The organism is Paenibacillus phocaeensis (assembly GCF_900021165.1).
Classification (GTDB): domain Bacteria; phylum Bacillota; class Bacilli; order Paenibacillales; family Paenibacillaceae; genus Fontibacillus; species Fontibacillus phocaensis.
Genome location: NZ_FCOQ01000028.1, coordinates 48,692 through 71,149 on the forward strand (window position 1 = coordinate 48,692; position 22,458 = coordinate 71,149).

General features: G+C 54.9%; 27 protein-coding genes. 1 reads left to right on the top strand and 26 read right to left on the bottom strand.

The genetic code is table 11. The annotated features are described in order from the left end of the window. Window positions 1-9: 9 nt before the first annotated feature. The 8 genes from BN3795_RS18280 to BN3795_RS18315 all read right to left on the bottom strand — a co-directional run bounded on the left by BN3795_RS18280 (window position 10) and on the right by BN3795_RS18315 (window position 7,987). Window positions 10-324 (bottom strand): hypothetical protein, encoded by a 315-nt coding sequence (locus BN3795_RS18280; protein ID WP_068786132.1) that lies wholly within the window; start codon window positions 322-324, stop codon window positions 10-12. Window positions 325-360: 36 nt separating this feature from the next. Next, window positions 361-987 carry an NUDIX hydrolase gene (locus tag BN3795_RS18285; protein ID WP_068786133.1) on the bottom strand — a complete coding sequence of 209 codons (627 nt, stop codon included), beginning with the start codon at window positions 985-987 and terminating at the stop codon, window positions 361-363. Between the two features lie 30 nt (window positions 988-1,017). Next, entirely contained in the window at window positions 1,018-1,809 is a 792-nt protein-coding gene (locus tag BN3795_RS18290; protein ID WP_068786134.1) for a lipid II flippase Amj family protein, read from the bottom strand. A 44-nt stretch (window positions 1,810-1,853) separates the two neighbouring features. After that, a complete protein-coding gene (locus BN3795_RS18295; protein WP_068786153.1) occupies window positions 1,854-2,357 on the bottom strand; it encodes a GNAT family N-acetyltransferase in 504 nt (167 codons plus the stop codon). A gap of 149 nt (window positions 2,358-2,506) precedes the next feature. Next, on the bottom strand, window positions 2,507-3,133 hold the full coding sequence (locus tag BN3795_RS18300) for a class I SAM-dependent methyltransferase (RefSeq protein WP_198524762.1): 627 nt from the start codon (window positions 3,131-3,133) through the stop codon (window positions 2,507-2,509). Window positions 3,134-3,364: 231 nt separating this feature from the next. Then, complete coding sequence (locus BN3795_RS18305; RefSeq protein ID WP_068786135.1) at window positions 3,365-5,371, bottom strand: alpha/beta hydrolase family protein; 2,007 nt, start codon at window positions 5,369-5,371, stop codon at window positions 3,365-3,367. 138 nt (window positions 5,372-5,509) lie between these two features. Then, window positions 5,510-6,988, bottom strand: a complete 1,479-nt coding sequence (locus BN3795_RS18310) for an amino acid permease (protein WP_110945239.1) — start codon at window positions 6,986-6,988, stop codon at window positions 5,510-5,512. 63 nt (window positions 6,989-7,051) lie between these two features. Continuing rightward, window positions 7,052-7,987 carry a LysR family transcriptional regulator gene (locus tag BN3795_RS18315; protein ID WP_068786136.1) on the bottom strand — a complete coding sequence of 312 codons (936 nt, stop codon included), beginning with the start codon at window positions 7,985-7,987 and terminating at the stop codon, window positions 7,052-7,054. Window positions 7,988-8,104: 117 nt separating this feature from the next. On the opposite strand from BN3795_RS18315, the gene BN3795_RS18320 reads away from it, so the two are divergent. Next, window positions 8,105-9,385: an amino acid permease gene (locus BN3795_RS18320; protein WP_068786137.1), complete on the top strand. Its 1,281-nt coding sequence runs from the start codon at window positions 8,105-8,107 to the stop codon at window positions 9,383-9,385. Window positions 9,386-9,390: 5 nt separating this feature from the next. Here the strand turns inward: BN3795_RS18320 and BN3795_RS18325 are convergent, their stop codons facing one another. From BN3795_RS18325 to BN3795_RS25950, 18 genes are all read right to left on the bottom strand, one after another. Further along, window positions 9,391-9,813: an NUDIX hydrolase gene (locus BN3795_RS18325; protein WP_068786138.1), complete on the bottom strand. Its 423-nt coding sequence runs from the start codon at window positions 9,811-9,813 to the stop codon at window positions 9,391-9,393. 2 nt (window positions 9,814-9,815) lie between these two features. After that, entirely contained in the window at window positions 9,816-10,211 is a 396-nt protein-coding gene (locus tag BN3795_RS26165; RefSeq protein WP_332835612.1) for a zinc ribbon domain-containing protein, read from the bottom strand. A gap of 22 nt (window positions 10,212-10,233) precedes the next feature. Continuing rightward, window positions 10,234-10,740 (bottom strand): GNAT family N-acetyltransferase, encoded by a 507-nt coding sequence (locus BN3795_RS18335; protein WP_110945240.1) that lies wholly within the window; start codon window positions 10,738-10,740, stop codon window positions 10,234-10,236. Then, window positions 10,737-11,231: a GNAT family N-acetyltransferase gene (locus tag BN3795_RS18340; protein WP_068786139.1), complete on the bottom strand. Its 495-nt coding sequence runs from the start codon at window positions 11,229-11,231 to the stop codon at window positions 10,737-10,739. The genes BN3795_RS18335 and BN3795_RS18340 overlap by 4 nt, the downstream gene beginning before the upstream one ends. Beyond that, on the bottom strand, window positions 11,224-11,733 hold the full coding sequence (locus BN3795_RS18345) for a cupin domain-containing protein (protein WP_068786140.1): 510 nt from the start codon (window positions 11,731-11,733) through the stop codon (window positions 11,224-11,226). Before BN3795_RS18345 ends, BN3795_RS18340 begins: the two co-directional genes overlap by 8 nt. Before the next feature lie 117 nt (window positions 11,734-11,850). Further along, complete coding sequence (locus BN3795_RS18350) at window positions 11,851-12,300, bottom strand: GNAT family N-acetyltransferase (RefSeq protein WP_232729972.1); 450 nt, start codon at window positions 12,298-12,300, stop codon at window positions 11,851-11,853. A gap of 193 nt (window positions 12,301-12,493) precedes the next feature. Beyond that, window positions 12,494-13,204 carry a YjjG family noncanonical pyrimidine nucleotidase gene (locus tag BN3795_RS18355; protein ID WP_068786142.1) on the bottom strand — a complete coding sequence of 237 codons (711 nt, stop codon included), beginning with the start codon at window positions 13,202-13,204 and terminating at the stop codon, window positions 12,494-12,496. A gap of 48 nt (window positions 13,205-13,252) precedes the next feature. Beyond that, window positions 13,253-13,603: a VOC family protein gene (locus BN3795_RS18360; protein ID WP_068786143.1), complete on the bottom strand. Its 351-nt coding sequence runs from the start codon at window positions 13,601-13,603 to the stop codon at window positions 13,253-13,255. A 15-nt stretch (window positions 13,604-13,618) separates the two neighbouring features. Continuing rightward, a complete protein-coding gene (locus tag BN3795_RS25150) occupies window positions 13,619-14,536 on the bottom strand; it encodes an AraC family transcriptional regulator (protein ID WP_110945242.1) in 918 nt (305 codons plus the stop codon). Continuing rightward, complete coding sequence (locus BN3795_RS18370; RefSeq protein WP_068786144.1) at window positions 14,533-15,423, bottom strand: pentapeptide repeat-containing protein; 891 nt, start codon at window positions 15,421-15,423, stop codon at window positions 14,533-14,535. Before BN3795_RS18370 ends, BN3795_RS25150 begins: the two co-directional genes overlap by 4 nt. Before the next feature lie 88 nt (window positions 15,424-15,511). Then, window positions 15,512-15,964: a DinB family protein gene (locus tag BN3795_RS18375; protein WP_068786145.1), complete on the bottom strand. Its 453-nt coding sequence runs from the start codon at window positions 15,962-15,964 to the stop codon at window positions 15,512-15,514. Continuing rightward, entirely contained in the window at window positions 15,948-16,196 is a 249-nt protein-coding gene (locus BN3795_RS18380) for a hypothetical protein (protein WP_068786146.1), read from the bottom strand. The genes BN3795_RS18375 and BN3795_RS18380 overlap by 17 nt, the downstream gene beginning before the upstream one ends. Before the next feature lie 207 nt (window positions 16,197-16,403). After that, window positions 16,404-17,123, bottom strand: coding sequence for a stalk domain-containing protein (locus tag BN3795_RS18385; protein ID WP_068786147.1), 720 nt, complete (start codon window positions 17,121-17,123; stop codon window positions 16,404-16,406). A 37-nt stretch (window positions 17,124-17,160) separates the two neighbouring features. Next, window positions 17,161-18,381, bottom strand: coding sequence for a WD40 repeat domain-containing protein (locus tag BN3795_RS18390; RefSeq protein ID WP_068786148.1), 1,221 nt, complete (start codon window positions 18,379-18,381; stop codon window positions 17,161-17,163). 495 nt (window positions 18,382-18,876) lie between these two features. Next, window positions 18,877-20,388 (bottom strand): sensor histidine kinase, encoded by a 1,512-nt coding sequence (locus tag BN3795_RS18395; protein ID WP_068786149.1) that lies wholly within the window; start codon window positions 20,386-20,388, stop codon window positions 18,877-18,879. Beyond that, window positions 20,385-21,080, bottom strand: a complete 696-nt coding sequence (locus BN3795_RS18400; RefSeq protein ID WP_068786150.1) for a response regulator transcription factor — start codon at window positions 21,078-21,080, stop codon at window positions 20,385-20,387. Before BN3795_RS18400 ends, BN3795_RS18395 begins: the two co-directional genes overlap by 4 nt. Before the next feature lie 19 nt (window positions 21,081-21,099). Beyond that, on the bottom strand, window positions 21,100-22,248 hold the full coding sequence (locus tag BN3795_RS26170; protein WP_198524761.1) for a GNAT family N-acetyltransferase: 1,149 nt from the start codon (window positions 22,246-22,248) through the stop codon (window positions 21,100-21,102). Window positions 22,249-22,262: 14 nt separating this feature from the next. Further along, on the bottom strand, window positions 22,263-22,458 hold a 196-nt coding region (locus BN3795_RS25950), incomplete at its 5' end, for a putative immunity protein (protein WP_408635048.1).

Here is a 22,458-nt window from a genome sequence, read left to right on the forward strand (position 1 = left end):
GCAAGTGTCTCAAGCAAACACCCTGGCGTAAATGATTAAGCCGAGGTAAGGAATGACCCAGAGCAAGGGCAGCAAATTCCACCAAACCGCATGTTTGTAATGGCCTTTCGCGAAGTAGGTCCAGCCCAAGATCAAGGCAAGCAGCAGCGCCCCGGGATAAGCCTGGAGATAGGTGAACAACACTCGCAATCCCTGGTTTACACCGGCAGAATCATGAAATAGATACGAGCTAATCCCGAGCACCACCAGCCACGCGACAGAGAACAGCAAATACACGAGCTGCGACAGGATCAGGAATAGTAAAGTTTTGGATTTAGGGGACATGGAATGACCTGCCTTCCTTCGTCGGGATCAACGCGCCTAATCAAGCCATACTTCGCTTCCGTGGCGCAAGTCGAACAAGCGGTCAATCTGCTTCGCCGTATTTCTTTCCACGGACAATGGCGGTAATTCGTTCCGCCCGAAAAATCCGACCTCCAGCGTCTCCATTCCGGCTTCCGCCGTCCCTCCCGCAATCTCGCACAAAATAAACATTTTGTAAATATGATAGGCTTCGGGAGGATGCTCGTGGAATTTCTTGTCCAGCACGGCCAATAACCGCACGGGGACGACGAGGAGACCGGCTTCTTCCTTCACTTCTTTGGCAACGACTTCTTTCGGCGACAGACCGATGTCTGCCCAGCCTCCGGGAAGTGCCCAAGCTCCGTCAATACGTTCCCTGACAAGCAAGATCCGATCCTCCTGAAAGACCGCACCGCGAACATCCACCTTCGGGGTGGCATACCCGCTGTCTCCGGCAAACAGAGACCTCACTTTCTCCGTCTCTACCTCCGTGTAACGGGCCACAATGTCCACACTGAGCTCGCGGAGCATCTCAAAACGCTCGAGGTCATACATATCCTTGGAATAGGCCAGGCCCGCCTGACTAATCGCCTGAATTTGCTTCGCCCATTCCAGCCATAACTGCTGCGGAATCGAGTCCGACATCCTATCGCCGCCTTTTCGGGAAAAAGTAAATTAGATCCATTGTACCGCCACAGAGATCAAATAGGCCGCCGGCAGGATCAGAGCTTGAGCTGCAAGCGTCCCCACAAACCTGGCACCCATCAATAAAATATAGATCTTCCCCAGCTGCTGCCGGGATTCCTCCGAATGCAGCGCCCGTTCCGTAATCAGCCCGAGCTGCGGGTCGATGAAGATCGTCAGCAGGATGGTGGCTACGCCGTTAATGATCCCGGACGCTTGCGAGGCGGTCGTACTAAGATCCGGCACCAGATAAGCGGCGTATAACGAAGCCAGCACACCAACCGTATAGAAAGCGGTCACCACGATATTCAGCAAGATGAAGCGCTTGGGAACCCCCATCACACGAAAGGTACGAAGGCGGAAGGTCGGTTTGCGAAAATAATGCCGGGCATTTTTGAGCTGGGTGACCGATACGCTCATGACCAGCTTGGGCAGTGATCCCGCAACCTCCAGCTTGGCGATGACACGTCCAAACAGGTTCACGCAGGTGGGAAACAGGAACATCGCCAGCAAGGTGCCGGCCGATCCAGCCAGCAGGATGATCCGCAGCGTATCCGTCAATTGAAAATCGGGGTGCTTCTTGGCAAAATCGATGAATTTGGCCGTCATCGGTGCCTGAATCAAATTGGCCGTTCTGGATACGAGTACAACGATGCTGGTTAACGACAATGCCACGACGATTTTGTTCAATTTAACGCCGGCATAACGGATCGAATACGACAGCGTTTCCGCTGCATGGATAATCATCGTAAGGACACATACAATTGCCAGATTGGTGATCAAATGAATTCCATCTCCACTTTGCTTCCAAGGGTATGATTTCGTGTTCAAATCTGTTTTACATATTTGGCCATCATCGTCCGGTAATCGAACAATACTTCTTCCTTTTCTTCGGTATACACGAACCCGTTTGATTTGTAGAAAAGCGTGCCAATGCCGTTTTCGCATTCACACCAGGCGTAAATTTCCTTAATCAAAGGATTCTGGCGAATCAGCTCGTTCAGCAATTGTTTGCCGATGCTCTTGCGCTGATGCTCTTTTAATATATAAAGTCGGGTCAGCTCACTGACTCCTTCCTCCGGCTCCGAAAGTTGGCCGAAACCAACGATCTCCCCTTCCCATTCCGCGACCATGAACTTGCGCGACGTTTGCGCCTCATCCAGCGTAATGCTCTGTTCCAGGCTGCTCTTGGCGTAGGCATGAGTTAGATACGTTGCGATGAAATGCTCCGGATAAATCGTTTCGTACGTGCTGTTCCAGGTTTCCACGGCTACTTCGCGAATGCCGTCGATATCGTTCAGACTTGCCGGACGGATCAGCAGTGAATCCATCAGCTTCAATCCTTTCTCTCTGTCATAAAATAACGGAACCCAGCTTAGGATATGGGCTATCGCCAGCCGGGTCGTATGTCATACAGCTATAATCATTTCGAGTTACAAATCTATGATACACTGATCTCGACAGGGAAAGCTACCCCCATTCATGAAATCGCTTTCTTTCTAACAATGTAATCAACGAACCCTTGTCTGATGCGCTCTCCTTCAAAAATTCTTTCTACCACCCTGTCCTCTTTATACAAAATCTCCATATCGCTCAAGAGGGCATCAGGTTCCCCCGGCTCGTAGTAGGAATGAATCACCGGCAAGTCATCGTCAAATTGCTCATGCTCGTGGTTCCCCACATCGGGGCCTTGTCCACACCGGAAATCACTTGTGGTCAGAAAATTAACGAACATCAAACCGCCCGGCATCAGAACGCGCTTCAGCTCTTCGACGGATTGCCGGACCTCTTTTTTGCGCATATGAAAGATCGAATTGTACGAGTAGACAAAGCCCATCGATTGATCCGAAAAATCTAATTTGCGCATGTCCCCTTCTTGGATATTCAAGGACTGCCCCATTCGCCGACCGTAGTCGTTGGCCCGTTTGCACTGCTCCGGATCCGCATCAATGCCATAGGTGGAAAAGCCGTAACTGCTGAACAGACTCAGAGGAGGCTGGTCCCCGCCTGCCCCGCAATCCAGAATCCGTCTTGGTAAATTCGACTCCAGGCACAAGGCCAGGAACCGGTACAGCGGAACTTGCTTGAAAATGTCTTGCAAAATCATCACGCTCCAGTATATACGCAATTTTGCTCACCAACATCGTCAGCCTCTAGGATTGCACCCAACGTTTCCCTAGTTCATGGCCGGCCAACACCAGCGGCACAACGAGCAGGCAGACCGGTATGCTGAGCAGAATTTCTCCCCAGGTCACCATCCTCCGTCAACTTTACCATCTTCGGCCGGTTCCTCCTATGCCTAATTTCACGAACCGGCCGAAGAGTGAAGATCATCCGGTTAGGGCGTCGGCGGCAAATAATGTTCAAACCAGGCCGATATCTCCTTCAGCCGGCGAATCCGGTGCACCGGTTTGCCGGAACGGGACAACTCGTGGTTTTCGCCTCTAAACAGGCACAGCCGCGATGCCACGCCGTGCATCTTCAAAGCGGTAAACATCTGCAGCGCTTCCACCTGCCAGCAGCGGAAATCTTCGTCGGAATGAAGGAACAAGGTTGGGGTTTGCACGCGGTCCGCATATTTGAGCGGAGACTGTTGCCACATGCGCTCCACCCCGTCCCATGGCGTCGCAGCGGTTTGATCCACGGCGAAATAATAGCCGATATCGGTAGTGCAGCACATCGAGACCCAATTGGAGATCGAACGCTGCGAGACGGCGGCGGCAAACCGCCGGGTGTGTCCGATGATCCAGTTCGTCATAAACCCGCCGTAGCTGCCGCCGGTGACGCCCAGCCGCTGCGGGTCGATCGCGGGGTACGCTTCCAGCACGCGGTCGGTAAATTCCATCAGATCTTCGTAATCCACCGTACCGTAACGGCCGCGGATATCGGCGAATTCATTCCCTCGTCCGTCTCCTCCCCGCGGATTGCTGTATAACACGAAGTACCCTTCATTCGCCCACAGCTGCATCTCATGAAAAAACACGGTTCCGTATACGGTTTTGGGACCGCCGTGAATGTTCAGGATCGCCGGATAAGTCCGGCTGGCGTCATAATCCTTCGGCAGCAGCACCCAGCCGTCGATCTCCTCGCCGTCCTTGTTCACGAAGCTCAGCGGCTGCGGCACAGCGACGTATTTCCCGTTCAAAGCCTGCTCGTTCAAGGTCGTGAGCCGCGTCTCCCTGCCGGATGACAAATCCAGCCGATACAGCTCTTGCAGACGCTGCCCCCGCATCCCGATAAACACCACCGTCTCCCCAAGCTTGGCAAAAGCATCTACGGAGCCTTCGGCCTGGCTGAGGAACTCGGTACGACCGTCATAATGGATTCTGCATAAGCGGGAACAAGCCCGGTCCGTCACCAGACAGTAGACGCCGTCCTCCTCCGCCGTGAACCAGCGCCCCTCGCCCAGGCGGCAATCGCTCCCGACCGTGTTGCTTACGGATAAATCCGGATCGGCAAACCGGATGATCCGCCCCAACGAGTCCAAACGCGAGAAGGTTGGATTTTCGTTGATTGTATATTTTCGGCGCTCCGAAGCAGCGAAGATGATATCCTCTCCCTGAAATTCTGCCGAACGGAACTGATAGGTACCGGCCGGAATCCGTTCCCGCGCTTGCCCCGTACCAAGGTCCAACGTCCAGAGCGAATCGGTCAGCTCCATTTTGTCGGTATAATCCACCCCGATGTACATCAGCTGCGTTCGAGCCTTATTTACTTTCATCAGGGATACGTCAAAATAAGGTCCGCTGACCGGTGTCAAGCTTTCGTCCCCCGCATCGTACAAATAAACCCGGCTGCGCTTCTTATTGGTGATTCCTGTACCGTTTTGCCAGAACGGAATTTCGTCTATTACCGTGTAATCCTGCTCATCCTCGTAGGCTTTCCGAGCCTTGTCTTTCTCCTCGTCCGATTGCCCCGTTAGAGTTGTTGGCCAGGCGTTGTCAAATGTGGCGCGCACCGCCCAACGATTGCCGTAAAGCGGCACAATTTCAGTTACACGCAGCGGCAGGGTGAACGCCTTGAGCGCTTCACCGCCGTCTAACCGAAGAGTATAGAAATGGGTCTGCGGCTCCAGCGGATGCGGCTCCTTCTCGGAATGCTCCCGGTCCGCCTGAATAAACAAGGTTTCATCATCCAACCATCTGAAGGAACCTATATCGCCCATTCCCGTATACTGACGGGTTTGGCCGTCTCCGACGGACGTGATCCACAGATCGGAGAGATATCCTTGTTTCTCCGGATTGCTGATTTTCACGCCATAGGCGGCATAGCTCCCGTTCGGTGAAAGCTGTACCCCCGACAGAAAACGATACTTGGTAAAATCCTCAAGCTGCAGTACGTCCATACCTGATCCGCTCCTTTTCCGGCATATTCTCCCATTCTACTATGCAGGGGTTCGGAACAAAAGCAGCGAAGCCGAAATCCATCAAAAAGACCCTCCCCGGCAAATATCGGAGAAGGTCTCATTTAAAATTCCGTGGCGTTAGTGGCCGTCTTTACGGTTGGGGCTGGCGGCTGAATCCGGCGTATCGCCGGCCGCTTCCCGTGCTTCGCGACTCCCCGTAATCTCCTCGGCTACTTCCATTACCGGCGCGGGAGTCCGTGTTTGCGTGGATCGAATCGCCCTTCGGGTCCATTTCTCTTTCACCCCGTAGATCACGGCGAGCAGCGCAACCAAGCCGAGCCCGACCGCCAGCCCCGTTCCCTGCCCCGAGATGAAGGGCATGCTCGCGATGATTCCAACCATGCCGATGAGACCAGCCCAGGATGTATAAGGATACCCTGGAAGCTGACAAGCGGCTTCAGGAGAGCAAGGCGTCTTACGCCGCCAACGATAATGGGTGGCCAAAATCATAAAGTAGGAAAACAGAAGCGAAAACCCGCCACAGCTGACCAGGAAGAGGTACACCTGCTGAGGAAGCAGGTAACCCATCGCCAGGCCAAACAGCATAGCGGCGCCGGAGAACAGGATGCCCTTGTACGGGATATCCTGCCGGTCTTTCAGCCATGCGGGAGCGTGGCCTTCCGCCGCCAGCGAACGCAGCATTCGGGCAAGACCAAACGTTGAGGCCAGCATGGTGGACAGAATCGCCGTAATCATCACGATATTGATCAGCATTCCAGCCCATCCCATTCCCCAACGGGTCAAGGCCAACACCAACGGGCTTTGGTCGGCGATGATCCCCTGAGTCGGATACAAGACGAGAACCACGGCGATAGCGGCGATATAGAGGGCGACCAGGCTGATCAAGGTCATATTGATGGCCCGGGGAATCGTTCTCTTCGGGTTCTCGACCTCGGAGGCGGCCAAGCCGATCACCTCAAAGCCGGCGTAGGTGAAGATCACGATGAGCATACTGCCCGCAATCCCCCCGAATCCGCCGGGAAACCACGCTTCGCCCCGCAGTTCTCCCGCGCCTGCGGCAGGAGTTCCGGGAACCCAGCCTGCAATCAGAGCCAGGCCGATCACGATAAAACCAACGATCGCCAGCAACTTGACCGCCGCCAGTCCGCTCTCCAGCTTACTCAGGTAGTTGGCTCCAAGCAGATTAAGCAGCGTGATCCCGACAATAATGAGCATGCCCATGGCAACCTGCGGGAAGTTCGGAAACCACTCCCGCAGGAAGGTCGATGCGGCGATCGATTCGCTGGACATCGCCAGGATCAATCCAACCCAATATACCCAGCCGGTGATAAATCCGACGCCCCGGCCAAAGCTGCGTTCGGCATACGTGCGGAAAGACCCGGGCACCGGGTCGGCTGCAGTCATCTCCGATAAAGCGTAAAGGATGACGTAGACCAGCAAACCGCCCAGGATGTACGAAATCAAGATACTTGGCCCCGCCGCTTTGATCGCCACGCCCGAACCGAGAAAAAACGAACCGCCGACAACCGTCCCCAGCGCCAGCATCGTTAAATGAAACGTTGAAATCCCTCTTTCCCCCACCTTGCCGTTGCCCACTAGCCATACCTCCCTATATACACTTCAGTAAACTATAGGGAGTATTGGCGAAAATTAACGAATTTATGTTGCATAGCTGCGAGCGTCAGACTGCGGACCCGCTTCATCGCGCCAGCGCTCCGCATGTTCATGAACCATGGCAACGAATTGCTCCAACGCCGGGGATCTCCATTTCTTGCGGTGGAAGGCCAACTGCGTGGCGACCCGCTGGGATTCGTCATCCCAGTTCAGCTTGACCAGCTTCCCTTCCGCCAGTTCGCTGCGCACGGTGATCAGAGGCAAGAAGGATAATCCCAACCCAGACATGACGCACTGCTTGATCGCTTCGATGCTCCAAAACTCCAGATTCGGATCCGGGAACACCCCGTGACTGTTCAAGTAATGTTCGAACAAGGTACGATAGGAGCAGCCGCTCTCGGTATGGAGAATCGTCTGATCCTTCAGTTGGGCCGGAACAACCTCCGGTTCCCGGCTTAAGGGATGGTCAGCCGGTGCAACCAATGCCATCGGCTCATGGACCAGCGTCTCGATATGCAAATCCCGGTCCTCCACCTCCGGCTGCAGCAGAAAAGCCACATCCAGTTCCCCCGAACGCACCAAATCTCTTAATTCCCAGCATTGCCCCGGCTTTAACACGATCTGAACCTGCGGATAACGTTGTCTGTAACAACGAATGATCTCCGGCAACCGGAACGCGGCCAGCGATTCCGGCGCGCCGATCTTCAGGGAGCCGGCCATTTCGGCCTCCGGATGCAGCGCGTTTTTGGCCAGCTCGTGGATCTTGGAGATTTCTTGGGCGTAAGGAAGCAGCCGCCGGCCCGCATCGGTCAAGACGATCTTCCTGCCGATCCGGTCGAACAACGGCAAGCCGATCTCCGCCTCCAGCGCCTGAATTTGCGCCGTTACGCTGGACTGAGCATAATCCAGCTGCTGTGCGGCTCGGGTAAAGCTGCCGGCCTCGACTACCACCAGAAACGTAAATAAATGACGAGACTCCATAAGTGCACCTTCTTTTCCATCGGAATTTCGAATGGATAAAATTCGATAATTCTGTTTTTCCTATGGATCTATTATCTGATACGCTAGAAAAAAACACAATGAAAGCAGGAACTCACCATGAAAGAAACAAGCAGCACACTCCAAAAAGGAATTGGCTTGCCGCAGGCCATCGCTTTATATATCGGCGCCGTGCTGGGCTCCGGCGTCCTGATCGTCCCCGGGTTGGCGGCGGAAATGGCCGGCCCGGCCTCCCTGCTGGCGTGGGGATTCATGACGATGCTGATCTTGCCGATGGCGTTGTCCATGGGACTGTTGTCGGCCAAATATCCGAATGCCGGAGGCGTGTCCCACTTCGTGACATTGGCTTATGGGCAGAAGGCAGGGACGCTCGTCGGCTGGTTCTTCCTGATGTCGGTGCCGATCGGTGCGCCGGTCGCTGCCTTAACCGGGGCCGGGTATTTAACCGCCGCGCTGGGCTGGGGTGAAGGGGCCAAGCTGGCCGTGGCTGCGGCGATGCTGGCCGCCGGATTGCTGACGAACTGGATCGGCATGCAGCTCGCCGGCAAAATCCAAATCGCCGTCGTCATTGCCATCGCCTCCGTATTGATCTTCGCTTTCGGGGCCGCGCTGCCGCGGATGGATAGCGTTCATTTCACCCCATTTATGCCGCATGGCTGGTTCAGCGTCGGTCAGGCGGCGTCGATGCTGTTCTGGTGCTTCATCGGCTGGGAGGCGGTATCGCACATGTCCGAGGAGTTTAAGGATCCGCAAAAAGCGGCGATCAAAGGAGTGACCGCCGCCGCGATTATCGTGGGGATTTTATATTTTCTGTCGGCGCTGGCCACGGTCGGCACACAGAGTTACCTGAAGGGCGGCTCGGAATCCTCGATGGTCTGGATCATCAGCCAGCCGCTGGGCGCCTGGGGCGGCATCGTCGCCGGGATCACCGGCCTGTTTATTTGCATGGCCGGGATCATTGCCTATACCGGAGCCGCTGCCCGGGTTGCCTACGCCATGGCCCGCGAGGGGAACGCTCCCAAATGGTGGAGCGGGTTGTCCCCGCGGTTTCATACTCCAACCGGATCGCTGTTGTTCCTGATGTTTTGCTTTGCAGCGGTCATGCTGCTATACGGAACCGGAACGGTATCCCTGAGTACGCTGATCCAGTTCCCGAATGCCACCTTTATTCTGACGTACATGGGCGGCTGCGCAGCCGGGATCCGGCTTCTGAAGGGCAGCCGCACCGGCGTCGTGCTCAGCTGGATTTCGTTCGCGGCCACGGCCCTCGTCTTTCCGTTCACCGGCTGGGCTATGCTCTACCCGCTGCTGATCGCGATCCTGTTTCTCGTAATTCAGCTGCGCATCAGTCGGCGAAAGGCGGCTTCACTGGATGCCTAGAGGGGTTAGATTCTCCCCTCGTCGAAATACGTAACTTCGATCCCCTTCGCCACGACCCCGCTGATGCCTTCCGGGTAATAAGGCATCAGCTCGTCGGCGCGGTTCACGTCCACCCACGCGATATCCAATATCTCATCCGGACGGGTGATCTCCAGTTCTCCTCCGGCAATTTCCGCCCGGAACGTCAGCAAGATCACATGCTCCGCTTTATCCCGATGTACAAATTCGTTCACGGCCACGATCCCGAACACTTCGACATCCAACCCCGTCTCCTCCTTGCCTTCGCGGATCGCCGCCATCTGCAGCGTTTCACCAGGCTCCACCGCACCTCCCGGCAGCGTCCAGGCTTCATTTTCATTTTGCACCATAAGCACTTTGGTTCTAGTCTCATCGCAAATCAAGAGATACACAACATCCGTCCGTTTCATCGTCAGCCTCCAAATAATAAATCCAATATCGTCGAAAATTTGCCGGACGGCTGTCCGCGAAGCACCTCCGGATCGTAGATTTCCACATGACCGCAATGCAGGCAGGAGACGAACAAGTAGTGGTTGTACTGGATGTCCATCAGCTTGCTCAGCCCGGTGCCGGTCATCGCCACTTCTTTCACCGCAGCTTCCCGGTTCCCGCACTTCCCGCATTTGAAGCGGTGTTGCAGCACCTGTTCCAAATCGAAGTAATCCATGACCCGTGGGGGTTCGGCGGGATCGCCGGATTCCGGCCCGGGCAAGCCTTCCAGATGCTCCGGCAACACTTCATGTCTGCATTCGGGGCAGATGTCATGGTCCAAAACGACCCGTTCCCCGCACCAAGGACATTGAATCACGTTTACGCCTCCTTACGATGGATTAGGCTGGGAAAATTTTACCCATATAATATTCATCGACGTAGTTCCCATCCATCCGGATAGAATTTCGTTTGACGCCTTCGATTTCAAACCCCATTTTCTTATAAAGCGCAACGGCTCGTTCGTTAGGAACCATGACCGTCAATTCGAATTTCGTGAGACCGGTTTGCGCGCGCCATGCCTCGGCTGCCTGGAACAAGGACGTCCCCAGGCCTTTTCCGGTATGGGCTTCAACGATGCCGATGACGAGGTATCCGACATGTTTCGTTTTGTTGGCATTCCCGCCGAATACGGCCAAGTAACCGACCAGCTCGCCTTGCAACTCTCCCACCAGAATCGTGGAGCGGCCTTCGGACAGGATCGCATGAATCCGATCCCGCTGGGCCTCGACGGTCGTGGTCCGTTCTCCAGGTTCATACAGCATAAATTTCGTTTCCTCATCCAATCGCAGGCAAAGACGCAAGAAACGTTCGGCGTCGTCCTCCCGGATCTCTCGGATTTCAATCATACGGTTCTCTCCACCTTATAATGATATATATGTTGCATTCCCGCCGGGCCCGGTTGCGTAAACCCGCGGTCTTCAAATCCAACCTGAAGGTATAGCTGTTGCGCGGCATGGTTCTGCACGTTTACGGCGAGCACAATTTCATCGACTTCAGGGAAATGCTCCCGTACGAAGGCGGGAAGCTGCAGCATTGCCGATTTGGCATACCCTTTCCCCTGTTGCCGAAAGTCCACCGATAAAGCCCGCAAGAGGAGCACCCGCGGATTGTCAACCAACGAAGGGAGCTCCGCATTCCGGTGCAGAACGAAGAATCCGACAATTTCCGCTTCCGCCGATTGAATAACCACCGGATATCGGTTTGGATCCTGGGCCGCCGCTTCCAATGCCTTGGAGGGCATCGCCGTATACGTAACCTGCTCGGAAGTAAGCTCAAACCGTTGGAGCGCTTCGAAATCGTGTTCGGTGTAAAAACGAAGTTGCGATTGGTCACTCATTCTCTTTGCCGCTTTCCTTTGCCGCCCACTTATCCGCCACCTGGTCTTCACCCTTGAAATAATCCACTTGGCCAGAGGTTTCATAAATTTCCTGATCAGGCAAAATATTAATTTTCCCCGAGTCCGGGTATTCGCAGATATCCAGTCCCCGATTCGTGCGAATATCCAGGTACCTGCACGGTAGTTCCGTATGATTAAATAGTTGGTGCGCGCCGGAAGGTCCCGTTTCGAAGAACACGATGTCCCCGGTTTGCAACTCCTGTTGACCTTCCGGTGTACGAAGCATCGCGCTCCCCTCCAGAATAACGAAGAGTTCTTCGGCATTGCGGTGAAAATGATACGGATAAGAATATTTCCCCGGATCCAGCGAGCGGATATCGAACGTTAGGTGCTTGGAGCCGGCCAGCTCCGCCAAGCGTTCGCTGGTGTGCCAGGCGAATTCCGGAACGGGCGACTGCTTCAAGTGATACGTAACACGGTCGGCGTGAAATCGATGCGCCATGTCTCTCCCCCTAGATGAAAAAATGCCCGGCCGCCGATCATTGCTTCCTGGGGCCGGGTCTTGCGCTGGTCCTTCCATTATACCTAATTTCCGATCATTTGACGGCACTCCGTTCCCTTATAACGTGAAAGTTTGAGCCAGAACGTCGTGAAGGCCAGGCAGCCCCTCGATTTCCACACTTTCAATCGTCTCGACGAATGAAATTCCGTGCTTCCGGTAAATTTTCTTCCAAAAGGCAACGGCAACGGCGTTATTCTGCAATTGTTCCACCCGGACCCGCCCCGACAAGCGTTGCAGAATTTCCGATACCGCCATCTCCGCCACATTCCGCCCGCGATATTTATGCAGCAAGAACATCTCCTGCACCGTAAAGTCGATGTCCTCGGGCACAAACGGCGGTGCACAAACCAATAGGAAGCCGGCTACTTTCCCCGAAGCGTAAATAAAATAAGGTTGCAGTTCTTCCCGCTCTAAGTAAAGGTACGTGTTCGCCAGATCGAATCTCCCGTCTTCCCCCGGCTCCTCGCCGGTGAAAGCGGATAAATCATGCAAGTATAAATTAAACAAATGAAAGAACAACGTTTTTTGAGACGGTAAAATTTTCTCGATTCGAACGTCTATGCCGAACCCCTCCTTGGTTACGAACTACCTTCCCCTTTTGTCTCGAAGATAAATATCCAGGGCTTCGATGCCCCGACGGGCGAAACATACCGACACCGGTCATACTCATCCTCCACCTCCTCTCGGGCAGGCAACAGGTCTACTTCCTCCGGCCGCCTGCCAGTACGTTCACTTCCTCCAGACGGCGAATTTCATAGGTCGGCTGATAGCCCAACGTATTCGGCCGATGGAACGGGTTAAACCAGCAGGTGTCGATGCCGTAATTGATGCCGCCCTTCATGTCGGAGGTTAGGGAATCTCCCACGATCAATACCCGGCTTTTGTCCGCTTGCTGAAGCCCCAGTGCCTCAAACGCGTAGTCAAAAATCCCCGGATGCGGCTTCTGATATCCCGTGTCCTCGGACACGATAATCGCCTCGAACATACCCGCCAGCTTCGAGCCGGCGATCCGGTTCGTCTGCACCTTCTTGATGCCGTTCGTGATGATCGCCAGGTGAATCCCCGCTTCGATTAAATCCCGGCAGATGTCGTAAGCCCCCTCGATCAGAAAAACTCCTTCCCCAAGCAGCTCCAAATAACGCTCGCTGATCTCCTCTACACGGAGACTTGGGGTTGCTCCAAGCTCCTGAATCAATCTGGCGAACCGCTCCGTCCGCAGCGAAGCCTGCGTCACGAGGCCCTGCTCCAAATCGCGCCATAACTGCTGGTTAATCGACTGATAGGCCTTCATCACCTCATCGGTGCAGGCAATGCCTGCCTCCGTGAGCGTCCGGCCCAGGGCATGGTTCTCCGCCTTCGGGTAATCGTATAACGTATCGTCCGCGTCGAATAAAATATGCGTGTAGGTCATAGCGTCCTCCTGTTGCGTTCACTGTTATAGTCTATGAAGTAAGATGGCCTAGCACCGGCACACCATCAGCACATTCCCGTCGGGATCCTTGAAATTAAACCAGTGGTTATGCTCGATCCCCGTAATCAATTCCACGTTCCGTTCCTTCATGTAGGCATAAGCTTCCGCAATGTCCCGAGCGTTGAAATGAAATGCCGGAGCGCGAAACGTCGTTTCCTTGGTGTAGATTTTGCTGTCCAGCACCAAGCTAGTTCCCTGCATTGGCAGCACGTACAAATGCCCGTGCAGAATTTCTCCATCGGCAGGCAGCCCAAGCAAACCGCAGTACCAGTCCCGGGCCCGTTCGATGTCGCTGACCGGGAGAAACACCGTCCCAATTTGATTGCTGATCGGGTTCAAAGAATCCCTCTCCTTTCAGGTCCTTGGTTTGATCGGGATAAATAAATCCACCTTAGCTTTGCCTTCCGGATCCTGCGCCGGATCGTTCATGCTGAACTCCAGGCAGTACCGGTCGTCCGGATCGTATTCGCTGTCCGGCAACCAGTTTCCGAATATGCTCTGGTACAGAAGCGCGAATTTATCCAGCGTATCGTAAAAAGTAAACTTGGCATAGAGACCGCCTGGCAGTGTCTGGAACCCAATCTCCGGCGGCGCATCCGCTCGGCTCAGCGTATTCGGCACCGTAACACAGGCATCGTACCGGCATTCCTCCTCCTCGGTCACCGCCGGGTCATCCAAAGAAATGCCGATAAAGGATTGCTCCGGCGGAAACAGTTGATGCTGCGCAGCCCATGTCCCTAACTTGCCCCAAGCCCGATAGGTTTCCAGATAACTGCCCACATGCCTTACGTACGCGACTTCCATCAAGGGTAGTTCTACAATGGTTGCTTGCATTTGCCAAACCCTCCTCAATAAATTGTGTTTTACAGTTTGATCATAGAGGGTTGGCGTTGAACCTGCTTCCTTGGAATTGCGGTCCGATTGCGAAATATTGCGGTCCTTCCGTGCTTGCTCGCGCATCTCCGTTGGCGTATGGCCGTAATGCTTCTTAAATGCCGCATTGAAGTTCGAGGCAGTGTCAAATCCGCATCGCAGTGCAATTTCCAGCACGGGCAGATTGGACTCTCGCAAATCGGCAGCCGCCCGAGCTAACCGCCGCTTGTTGATATACACAAAAGGCGTATCCCCTGTCACCGAGGCAAAAATCCGCGAAAAATGATACTTGGAGAAATGGGACAAATCAGCCAATTGATCCAGGCTAAGCTTGTGATCCAGATGCGCATCGATATACGTGCAGACTTGGCTCACCCTTTCCCGATAACCGTCGATCAAGCCTGTCTCCTCCCCGAAGCCCCATCCCAATGGGAGGGCCGTACCAGGAGGGGAGGCAGCTTGGTCGCTGCGTCCCCTTTGGCGGCGTTGACCTGCGCTTGGGTCAGGAACAGGCTCTGAGACAGATCGGCCCCCGTTACATCGGCATCGCGCAGGTCCGCGCCGATCATGTCGGCTCCGCGCAGGTCCGCTCCCCGCAAATCGGCGGCAATCAGATAGGCGCCTCTGAAGTAAGCGCCCCGTAAATCGGCCCCCCGCAGTTTAGCGCCGATGAGATCCGCTCCTCGTCCGAAGTTGCGGCGGCGTCCAGAGGCAGATTTGACCTGCCGGAGCGCTTCGGCGCGGACGCGTTCGCTTACCTCCAGCAGCAGCTCGTTAACTTTCGCGCGATGGGCTGCCGGGTCGCAACTGATCAAGCCGTCCACGTCCGCATAAGTCAGCCGTTCGGTCTCGTCATAGGCTGACCGCAGTCGTTCATGCAAAATGCTCGCCTGAGGCAAACTCAACGCTTCGTCCAAGTACCAGAGCAATTCGTGCAGCTGCCACATCACCGGGAAGACTTCGAACATCGGCTTGGTCGATCTCGGCACCTCGCGCCAGTTCAAACCTGCGAAGGTGACCTGCGATACCTTCTGCCCGGCGCCAAAGCAATCGTAGACTGTACAGCCCCGGTAGCCCGTCTCTCGCAGATTAGCGTGTATCCCGCAGCGGAAATCCGCCCGCAGATGACCACAAGGCTGTCCTGCCGGTTTATCCGCGGCGAAATCCACCGATGCCGCGAAAGGCAGGGCAGCGCAACACAAACCAAAGCAATGCTCGCAGTCCGCCTGCAGCGTCAAGCGGCGTTGCCCGTATGCGGATTCCCCGGTCGTTTCATTCTCAGGCATGGCTATTTCCCTCTCTTTGTTCTTCATGGTTGTGAATGTGTATCTAATATAAACAAGGAACCGGGAAAATCATAGGGATTTTATCTTCTTAACGAATTTCTCGGATTTGCCCGAGATGATGCTCCGCATGCCGGACATAATCTTCAAACAATTCGTCGAGCGTTAGCGAAGTGCCGTCGCCGAGTACGCACGGTTTTGCCCAATCCGATTCAGCGGCGCTCCGCAGCACGTTCAGGATCCACACATTGAGTTGATTCCACAACAAGAGAAGCTCTTCGCGGCGATAATGATGCTGATACCCGTGACGCTTCACCCACTCATCCTGCGCGAACCCCTCAATCCTTACCGGTTCGTCCGTCGTTAGGATCCGCGTAAACCGCAAATGGTTATTTGCTGCCGAATCGCACAAGTGCCCGAGGATTTCTAGCTTCGACCACTTCTCCGGCGACGGTTTACTCATAAACCTTGCCTCGTCCATGCTGCTGACGATGCTTGAAAGCTCCGCCAGCAGAAGTTCCAATCGTTCAATGGATCTGCTCATCCAACTTCCCCTCCTCGATTTGACGCCGCAAATACGCTTCGTTTAACCCGTTTTGGACAAAGGAAAACTTCTTGCCGGTTGACGCTTGCACTCGGTCGATGATTTGCCCCAAATGATAGCCGGTATAGAGCATGAAGATTTTCCATGACAGGAGTTCCCCCTCAAAGAGCTGGATGAGCTGCTCGGAGGTTTGATCTCCGGCCGAAAAAAAACGTTCGAAATTCGGCTGCAATCTTCTCCCATTTACGTCACCTCCGAAACATATCAAGATTTGCCCAATAACACCATATTAGGCCAGAACGGGTGGGTCGTAAATGCCGATTTACTGACATTCGCCTAACGGAAAGAGGCCTGTCGAAGCATGAATTCCTTCTGCTCCGGCAGGCCTCCCGAGATTCCTTAGGATATTTCCTTTTTCATATCGTGCTGGCTTATTTCTTTATTTCAACTTCGCAACGGTAACGGCTACCTTCTCCAGCTGCGTTTTGGTTAATTTGCCGTCCGGCGAGCTCAGCGTAACGAAACGGTCGTCCAGCTTGAAGGAAAGCATCGGCGTTTCGGACGGCGTGTACCATTTGGCTTGAACGCCGTTCGACAGGGTCGCCGTCTTCCCTTCGTATTTATAAGCGTAGTCCCGCGGGGATATCGTAACCGTCATATGATTAAAGATCAGATTTACGCCGTCCTCCGAGGCGCCCACCATGTTAAAGGCGTCTCCTTTGGCCATTTGTTGAGGCGCATAAGGCGTTTCAAAAGATTCGAATTGGGCGAACGCCTTCGTGATCTCCCCCAATTGGGCTTTCGTATAGGTCGCTGGGGTTAAGCCCGTATCCGCTTCTGGAGCTTCCGGGGTTACCGGCGTTTGGTTGCCGATTTGCACCAGATGGTTGTTCGCGTCATAATTCACAGGGACCTTCAGCACGTCCGCCAATGCCCGTACCGGCAAATACGTTGTGCCGTTATAGGTGATTGGCGCTAAATGACGGCCTTGTCCGTCAACCGGAGCATAGGTTTTGCCATCGACCTGGATGCCGATCTGATGGTTCAAATAAGCGGTGATTTTCTGCAGTTGCGTTCCAGCATAGACTCCGGCGGCTCCGGTAAAGGTCATGCCTACTACGGCGAAAGCCAAGATGGATTTTTTTATGTGATTGTTCATGTCGTTGATTCCTCTCCCTTAATGGATATTTTCGTGGTTACTTAAAGTCGATGACTTGGGTGACAAGCAACGATTTCGGATCATCCAAGGTAATTCCCAGACGTTTGCCCGACGGACTCCAGCTTAGCGGGTACACTGGATGGGGAAGCGGGTCAGCGGACGCGTAATAGGGAGCGAGCGGCGACACTTGCCCGGAGCCGGTATCAAAAATATAGACTCCATTCATCCCCGGCGCCTTCTCGGTATACACATCGAATGCCAGCTTCGCAGAATCCGGAGACCAGGATACGTAGGAGATCAGGTCGCCTTTTCCGATGAGCGTGCCCTGCAAGCGCCCGGCCGAGTCGTAGACCAGCAGTTCACTTCCTTGAAAAGCTCCCGATTGAGTGACCGTGGATACCGCTATATATTGGCTGTCGGGCGAGATCAGAAAATTCCAGACGTCACGGATCAAACTGACCGGCTTGGATTGACCGGGATCGAACACCTTCAAGGTCTGGTGGTTGTCGGTATAGTAAATCCGTCCGTGGCTAACGCCGAATTGCGTAAACACCTCAATGTCGGGATCCTCCAGCGCTAGCGTCGTCACCTTTCCGTCTGCCGCAGAAATTTGCCTGATATCTCCTCGGCCGTTCGTCGACCCGGCTGCTAAAATATACGTATCCTCATTCAACCAGCCGCCGAGCTCCAGGTAGTTCTCCCCCGGAATCTGAATCGCATTACCCGTCCGAAGATCCTCTACGAAATTGTCTGCCGTGTATTTATCCTTCCATTTCTGAACAAAACGGTACCGGCCGTCAGGAGACGTGGTTCCCTTCACAAGCATGTAGCCGTCCATCTGCTGTCCCTCCTCTCCCGCAGGCTTGCGCGTTACGCCAGTCACCAGGTTCACGATCGAGGCCTCGTACGCATACTCCGGTTCCTCTGTCGCTGTCCCGGCTTTGATCTGTCTGGTCGTCTCGACCTCGATCTCGTCCTCCGAAATCCAGGACTGAATGCTCGATGCTTTAATGACATGCGTCCTGGCGACGCTAATCTCCCGGCCTTCCGATCGTGTCGGCGCGTTTACAACCGTCAATTGCCGGTTGGCGCCAACTTCAACCGCACCATCCCGGACGGGCTGCTGCTGTCCGGTTCGGTGAGCCCCGGGGTCAACGACCGTCAGCCGTTCTCCGGACGATTGGCAAGCCGTCACGGCGACGGACATCAGCGCTGCCGCCAACAGCTTGAAACCGTACTTCCCGGCGTGCTGTTTCATCAGAGGTACCTCCCGCGTTAGGGTCACAAGGGCTTGAGCGCTCCGAAACTTTTGCCCCTAACCCGGACCGTTTCGGTTTCCCCTGTTGACCTCAGTATAGAAAAGAGTTATCACGTAAAAATATCCGACTTGTAACGTTCTTGTAACGGCAACGCCAGATGCAAAAGTGCAGGCGACTTGTCCGCAAATGCCGGCTGGTGGCCCTTCAAATGCAAAAGTGCAGGTGAATTGCCCGCAACCTCCGAGAAATTGCCTTTAAGATGTAAAAGCCTCTTCGCCCATTGGCCTTGCAACCGGATTACCCGAGAGACTAGTTACCAGAAGTCCGTCGCCCGACAACATACTTCAGCCCACCAGCCTACAGCCGCAATCCAGCGGCCAGGAAGCCATTAAGCCAACAGTCCAGCAGCCTAGCCGCCCATGAGCTCATCCACCCGCCCGGACACCATGCAAAAAAGCCCCGACTTGTTCAAGTCTGGGCTGAAACCAGCGGGATTAGCCGCCACCGTTAAGATGCGGACGTTCCAGCGGCAATTCGACCACGAACGTCGATCCTTCGGGTCCGGAAGCCGTCAGGTTAACCGAGCCATGCTGCTTCTCCGCGAGGCTGCGAACGAGTGGCAGGCCTAAACCTGTCCCGCCGTGGGCTCTGGATCGGTCGCTGCTGACGGTATAGAAAGGATCGAAGATGCGGGACCATGCCTCCGGCGGAATACCGCGGCCGGTGTCCCTCACAATGATTTGCATCCGGCCGGATTCACCTGCCTCCGAGGTTACCTCATTGGACAAAAACACTTTCCCGCCGGGTCTGTTGTATTTCGCGGCGTTATCCAGCAGATTGATCACCATATGCATCACGTTATCCGCATCCGCCCACACCTTGCCTTCCTGCAAGGCGGTAACGATTTGGATGCCTTGCTTCTCCGCTTTCGCCTGCAGGCGTGCCGCCGCTTCCGCGAGCAAAGGCTTCAAATCAACCGAGGCCGCATGCGTTTCGAACTCGTAGACGTCCATGGAGGAGAGCTTCAGCGATTTCTCGACCAGCGCGTATAATCGCTCCGCTTCCATGCCGATGTGACGAGACGCCTCCTCAAGAAGGGCCGGGTCGTCCCGGTACATGTCCAACAGGTCGGTGTAGGCGAGGATCGAGGTTAGCGGCGTTTTCAGCTCATGGCTGATGTTCCCGATGAACAGCTTCTGCTGTTGCTCCAGCTCCTGTAATCGGGTAACGGCCTCAAGCAGCTTGCTTTTCTCATCCGTCAGTTGGGCGTGGGTCGTAGCGATTTTTCCGCTCATTTCATAAATCCCCTGCGCCAACTCGCCTAATTCGTCCTTCCGTTGGACCGTTGGCTCATCGAGGTACTCCCCTTCTCCAATCCGCGTTGCGGCGCGGTTTAACCGTGTGATCACATGAGCTTGTCGCCAAACGTAGAGGTAACCTAGCAGAAATCCACCGACCAGCACCGAAGCGCCAACCAGCCAGAACAATCGCCGGATCCTCGCGTAAAAAGCGTGCTGCTCCGTGAGAGACACATGAAATTGGACCGTCCCCACCGGCTGCTGATCAACCGTATAGAGCGGTGCTAGATACAACAGTCGATCCCCTTCCGTGATATAAGCCGACTGTCCTTTTGCCGTATAAGCCAGCGCATCCTGGACGTCTGCTTTCGGCTGAAACGGCAGCGAGGTGCCGGCAAGCGACCCGTCCGCTTTGTACAACGTAACGGGTAGTCCGCTTTCCGCACCTAAATCAACGGCGAGGCCTTGGCCGCTTTGTTCCATGAACGCATCCGGAGCGGGCGAGCCGCTCGTCAGCGCTTCCTGGCGGACTCGCAGATTCGCGGCCTCCGCCTCCGCTGCCAATGTTTGCTCCAGTCTCTGCCGCTGGTCCTCCCGGATCCCGGCTAACACCAGGACACTGAGCACGGCAATGACCGCAGCAAGCAGGACGGCAAGCAGCATGGCAGCCTTCCACTTCAAGCCAAACCGCCAGGACCGTCGCTTCATGTCAGTTGCTCCGCGCTTTTATAGCCGATGCCGTACACGGTTTGAATGCAATCGCTCCACGGGCCCAGCTTCTTGCGCAGCCGCTGGACGTGCATATCAACCGTTCGCGTGCCGCCGGCGAAGTCGATGTCCCACACCTGCTCCAGCAGCGCCTCCCGGGTGTACACCCGCCCAGGGTGTCCAGCCAGGAGCGCCAGCAAATCGAATTCCTTCGGCGTCAAATCGATCAGGGCATCGCCGGCGTGAAGCGTTCGATTTAGCAGGTTTATCGTTAGTCCTCCCAGCCGAAGAGGTTCCTGCTCCTCGCCGGTATTTTCCGGGGTAGTCCGCGGGCCGCGCCGTGTCAACGCTTTGACCCGAGCGACGAGTTCCCGCATATCAAACGGCTTGGTCATGTAATCGTCCGCCCCGAGCTCCAGGCCCAGCACTTTGTCGACGATGTCGTTTTTGACGGTCAACAGCAAGATCGCCGGCCGCGACGGCCGTCCCTCCAACTTACGGCATACCTCATACCCGTTTAGCTTCGGCATCATGACATCGAGCACCATGACCTCCGGTCTGAACATTTCGACGCGGTCCAACGCCTCTTGCCCGTCCGCCGCCGTCTCCACCGTATACCCTTCCCGCCGCAGCGCATAAGACACCGCTCCTGAAATACTCGCCTCGTCATCCACTACAAGCACTTTGGTCATGCGACAACTCCTTCTTGTACTACAAGCTTAAGAAGTAATGGTAAAACTCCGTATCCCGCTCGTACCCGCTACGTTCATATAAATGCTGGGCCCGCGTGTTCGTTATCGCAGTCGACAGCTCCAGGCCTTTGGCGTCCGTTTGCCGGGCGTGGGATTTCGCCGCTTCCAAGAGCAGCTTCGCCGCTCCTCGACTTCGATATTCCTCCCGCACGTACAAATCGTTTAAAATCCAAACCCGTTTCATTGAAATGGAGGAATAGGACGGGTACAGCTGCGTAAATCCGATGGCGTTCCCGCTGACCGGCTCGATGGCCAAAAGGACGACGGATTCGCGCCGGCCCAACCGTTCCTCCAAAAACCGCCGGGCTCCTTCCACATTCGAGGCTTGTTCATAAAATAAACGGTACTCGTCAAATAACTGTGCCAACGGTTCCAGATCGCCGAGCTCCGCTTGACGTACAATGAGCGGTGTATGGTTCATAAGTACATCTCCTTCTTGAATGATAGAATCTATGGTCACACCGCCGGCGATTAGCGAGAGCTCAAGCAATCCTTCCCCCGGAGTGTTCAGTAGTAACTGAAACTCTACAGCGTGGGGCTCGATCCAATCGATTTCCTCGTATAAGCAGACGCTGCCTTGCACAAGCTCAAATCTTTCGGGGCTAACACTTCTTACATCCTGAAAAGTTATACGCGTTGCCTGCTCTTTCGCAATCTCCTTAAGTACAATCTCAACGCCCCCCTCTTCACTTGAAGCAATCCCTTCGATTTGTGCGTCATGAAATCGGATGTTCTCCCGGAGTTGCCTTACGCCTGCAGGAAGGTCATGCTTAATTTTCTCATATTTATCGTTGTATTCGTTACATCGCCTTTTCCATTCAACATCCCACTTGCTGTTCCACTGACGAATCCAGGCTGCTTCTTTAGGCTTTGGCCATTTTGAGGTCATCAAGCTTCCATCTAGAACTTTGGGGTGGATGTTTTGGGGAAGATGTTTCAGCATGAGCGGCTTTATGAATTCATACATCTGGTTTGCTTCTTCTTCATAGTCCCTGCCTTGTTCAACATACCAGGCTTTGTCCGCCTCAAGCTCCTGCACTGAATCCGGAAAAACCCAATATCCTCGAATTTGCATCTGCTCGTACATCGCTATGGTAAAATACTTCAAAATCCACGCCCCCATCACCGGTTACTGCCCAGCTCAAGCAGCCGGCTAAGCTGCCACTGCCGCTCCAGCTCAGTGTTCGCCTTGGCTGCATTCGCATCTTCCGCGGCGTGCGCCATGGCCTTGGCGGCGTAGGTGGCGCTGTGCGGCGCATGCCCCGCCACATGCGCGGTAGCCGCCGCATGGCCGGCCGCTCGGGCTGCGGCGCTGGCG

Coding starts and splice junctions, on each gene's coding strand:
- BN3795_RS18315 (WP_068786136.1), bottom strand. CDS start 7,987: ATGGAGTCTCGTCATTTATTTACGTTTCTGGTGGTAGTCGAGGCCGGC.
- BN3795_RS18400 (WP_068786150.1), bottom strand. CDS start 21,080: ATGACCAAAGTGCTTGTAGTGGATGACGAGGCGAGTATTTCAGGAGCG.
- BN3795_RS18355 (WP_068786142.1), bottom strand. CDS start 13,204: ATGACCTACACGCATATTTTATTCGACGCGGACGATACGTTATACGAT.
- BN3795_RS18390 (WP_068786148.1), bottom strand. CDS start 18,381: ATGAAACAGCACGCCGGGAAGTACGGTTTCAAGCTGTTGGCGGCAGCG.
- BN3795_RS18300 (WP_198524762.1), bottom strand. CDS start 3,133: ATGATTTTGCAAGACATTTTCAAGCAAGTTCCGCTGTACCGGTTCCTG.
- BN3795_RS18305 (WP_068786135.1), bottom strand. CDS start 5,371: ATGGACGTACTGCAGCTTGAGGATTTTACCAAGTATCGTTTTCTGTCG.
- BN3795_RS18280 (WP_068786132.1), bottom strand. CDS start 324: ATGTCCCCTAAATCCAAAACTTTACTATTCCTGATCCTGTCGCAGCTC.
- BN3795_RS18385 (WP_068786147.1), bottom strand. CDS start 17,123: ATGAACAATCACATAAAAAAATCCATCTTGGCTTTCGCCGTAGTAGGC.
- BN3795_RS18320 (WP_068786137.1), top strand. CDS start 8,105: ATGAAAGAAACAAGCAGCACACTCCAAAAAGGAATTGGCTTGCCGCAG.
- BN3795_RS18345 (WP_068786140.1), bottom strand. CDS start 11,733: ATGGCGCATCGATTTCACGCCGACCGTGTTACGTATCACTTGAAGCAG.
- BN3795_RS18370 (WP_068786144.1), bottom strand. CDS start 15,423: ATGCCTGAGAATGAAACGACCGGGGAATCCGCATACGGGCAACGCCGC.
- BN3795_RS18340 (WP_068786139.1), bottom strand. CDS start 11,231: ATGAGTGACCAATCGCAACTTCGTTTTTACACCGAACACGATTTCGAA.
- BN3795_RS18295 (WP_068786153.1), bottom strand. CDS start 2,357: ATGGATTCACTGCTGATCCGTCCGGCAAGTCTGAACGATATCGACGGC.
- BN3795_RS18325 (WP_068786138.1), bottom strand. CDS start 9,813: ATGAAACGGACGGATGTTGTGTATCTCTTGATTTGCGATGAGACTAGA.
- BN3795_RS18375 (WP_068786145.1), bottom strand. CDS start 15,964: ATGAGCAGATCCATTGAACGATTGGAACTTCTGCTGGCGGAGCTTTCA.
- BN3795_RS18395 (WP_068786149.1), bottom strand. CDS start 20,388: ATGAAGCGACGGTCCTGGCGGTTTGGCTTGAAGTGGAAGGCTGCCATG.
- BN3795_RS18285 (WP_068786133.1), bottom strand. CDS start 987: ATGTCGGACTCGATTCCGCAGCAGTTATGGCTGGAATGGGCGAAGCAA.
- BN3795_RS18335 (WP_110945240.1), bottom strand. CDS start 10,740: ATGATTGAAATCCGAGAGATCCGGGAGGACGACGCCGAACGTTTCTTG.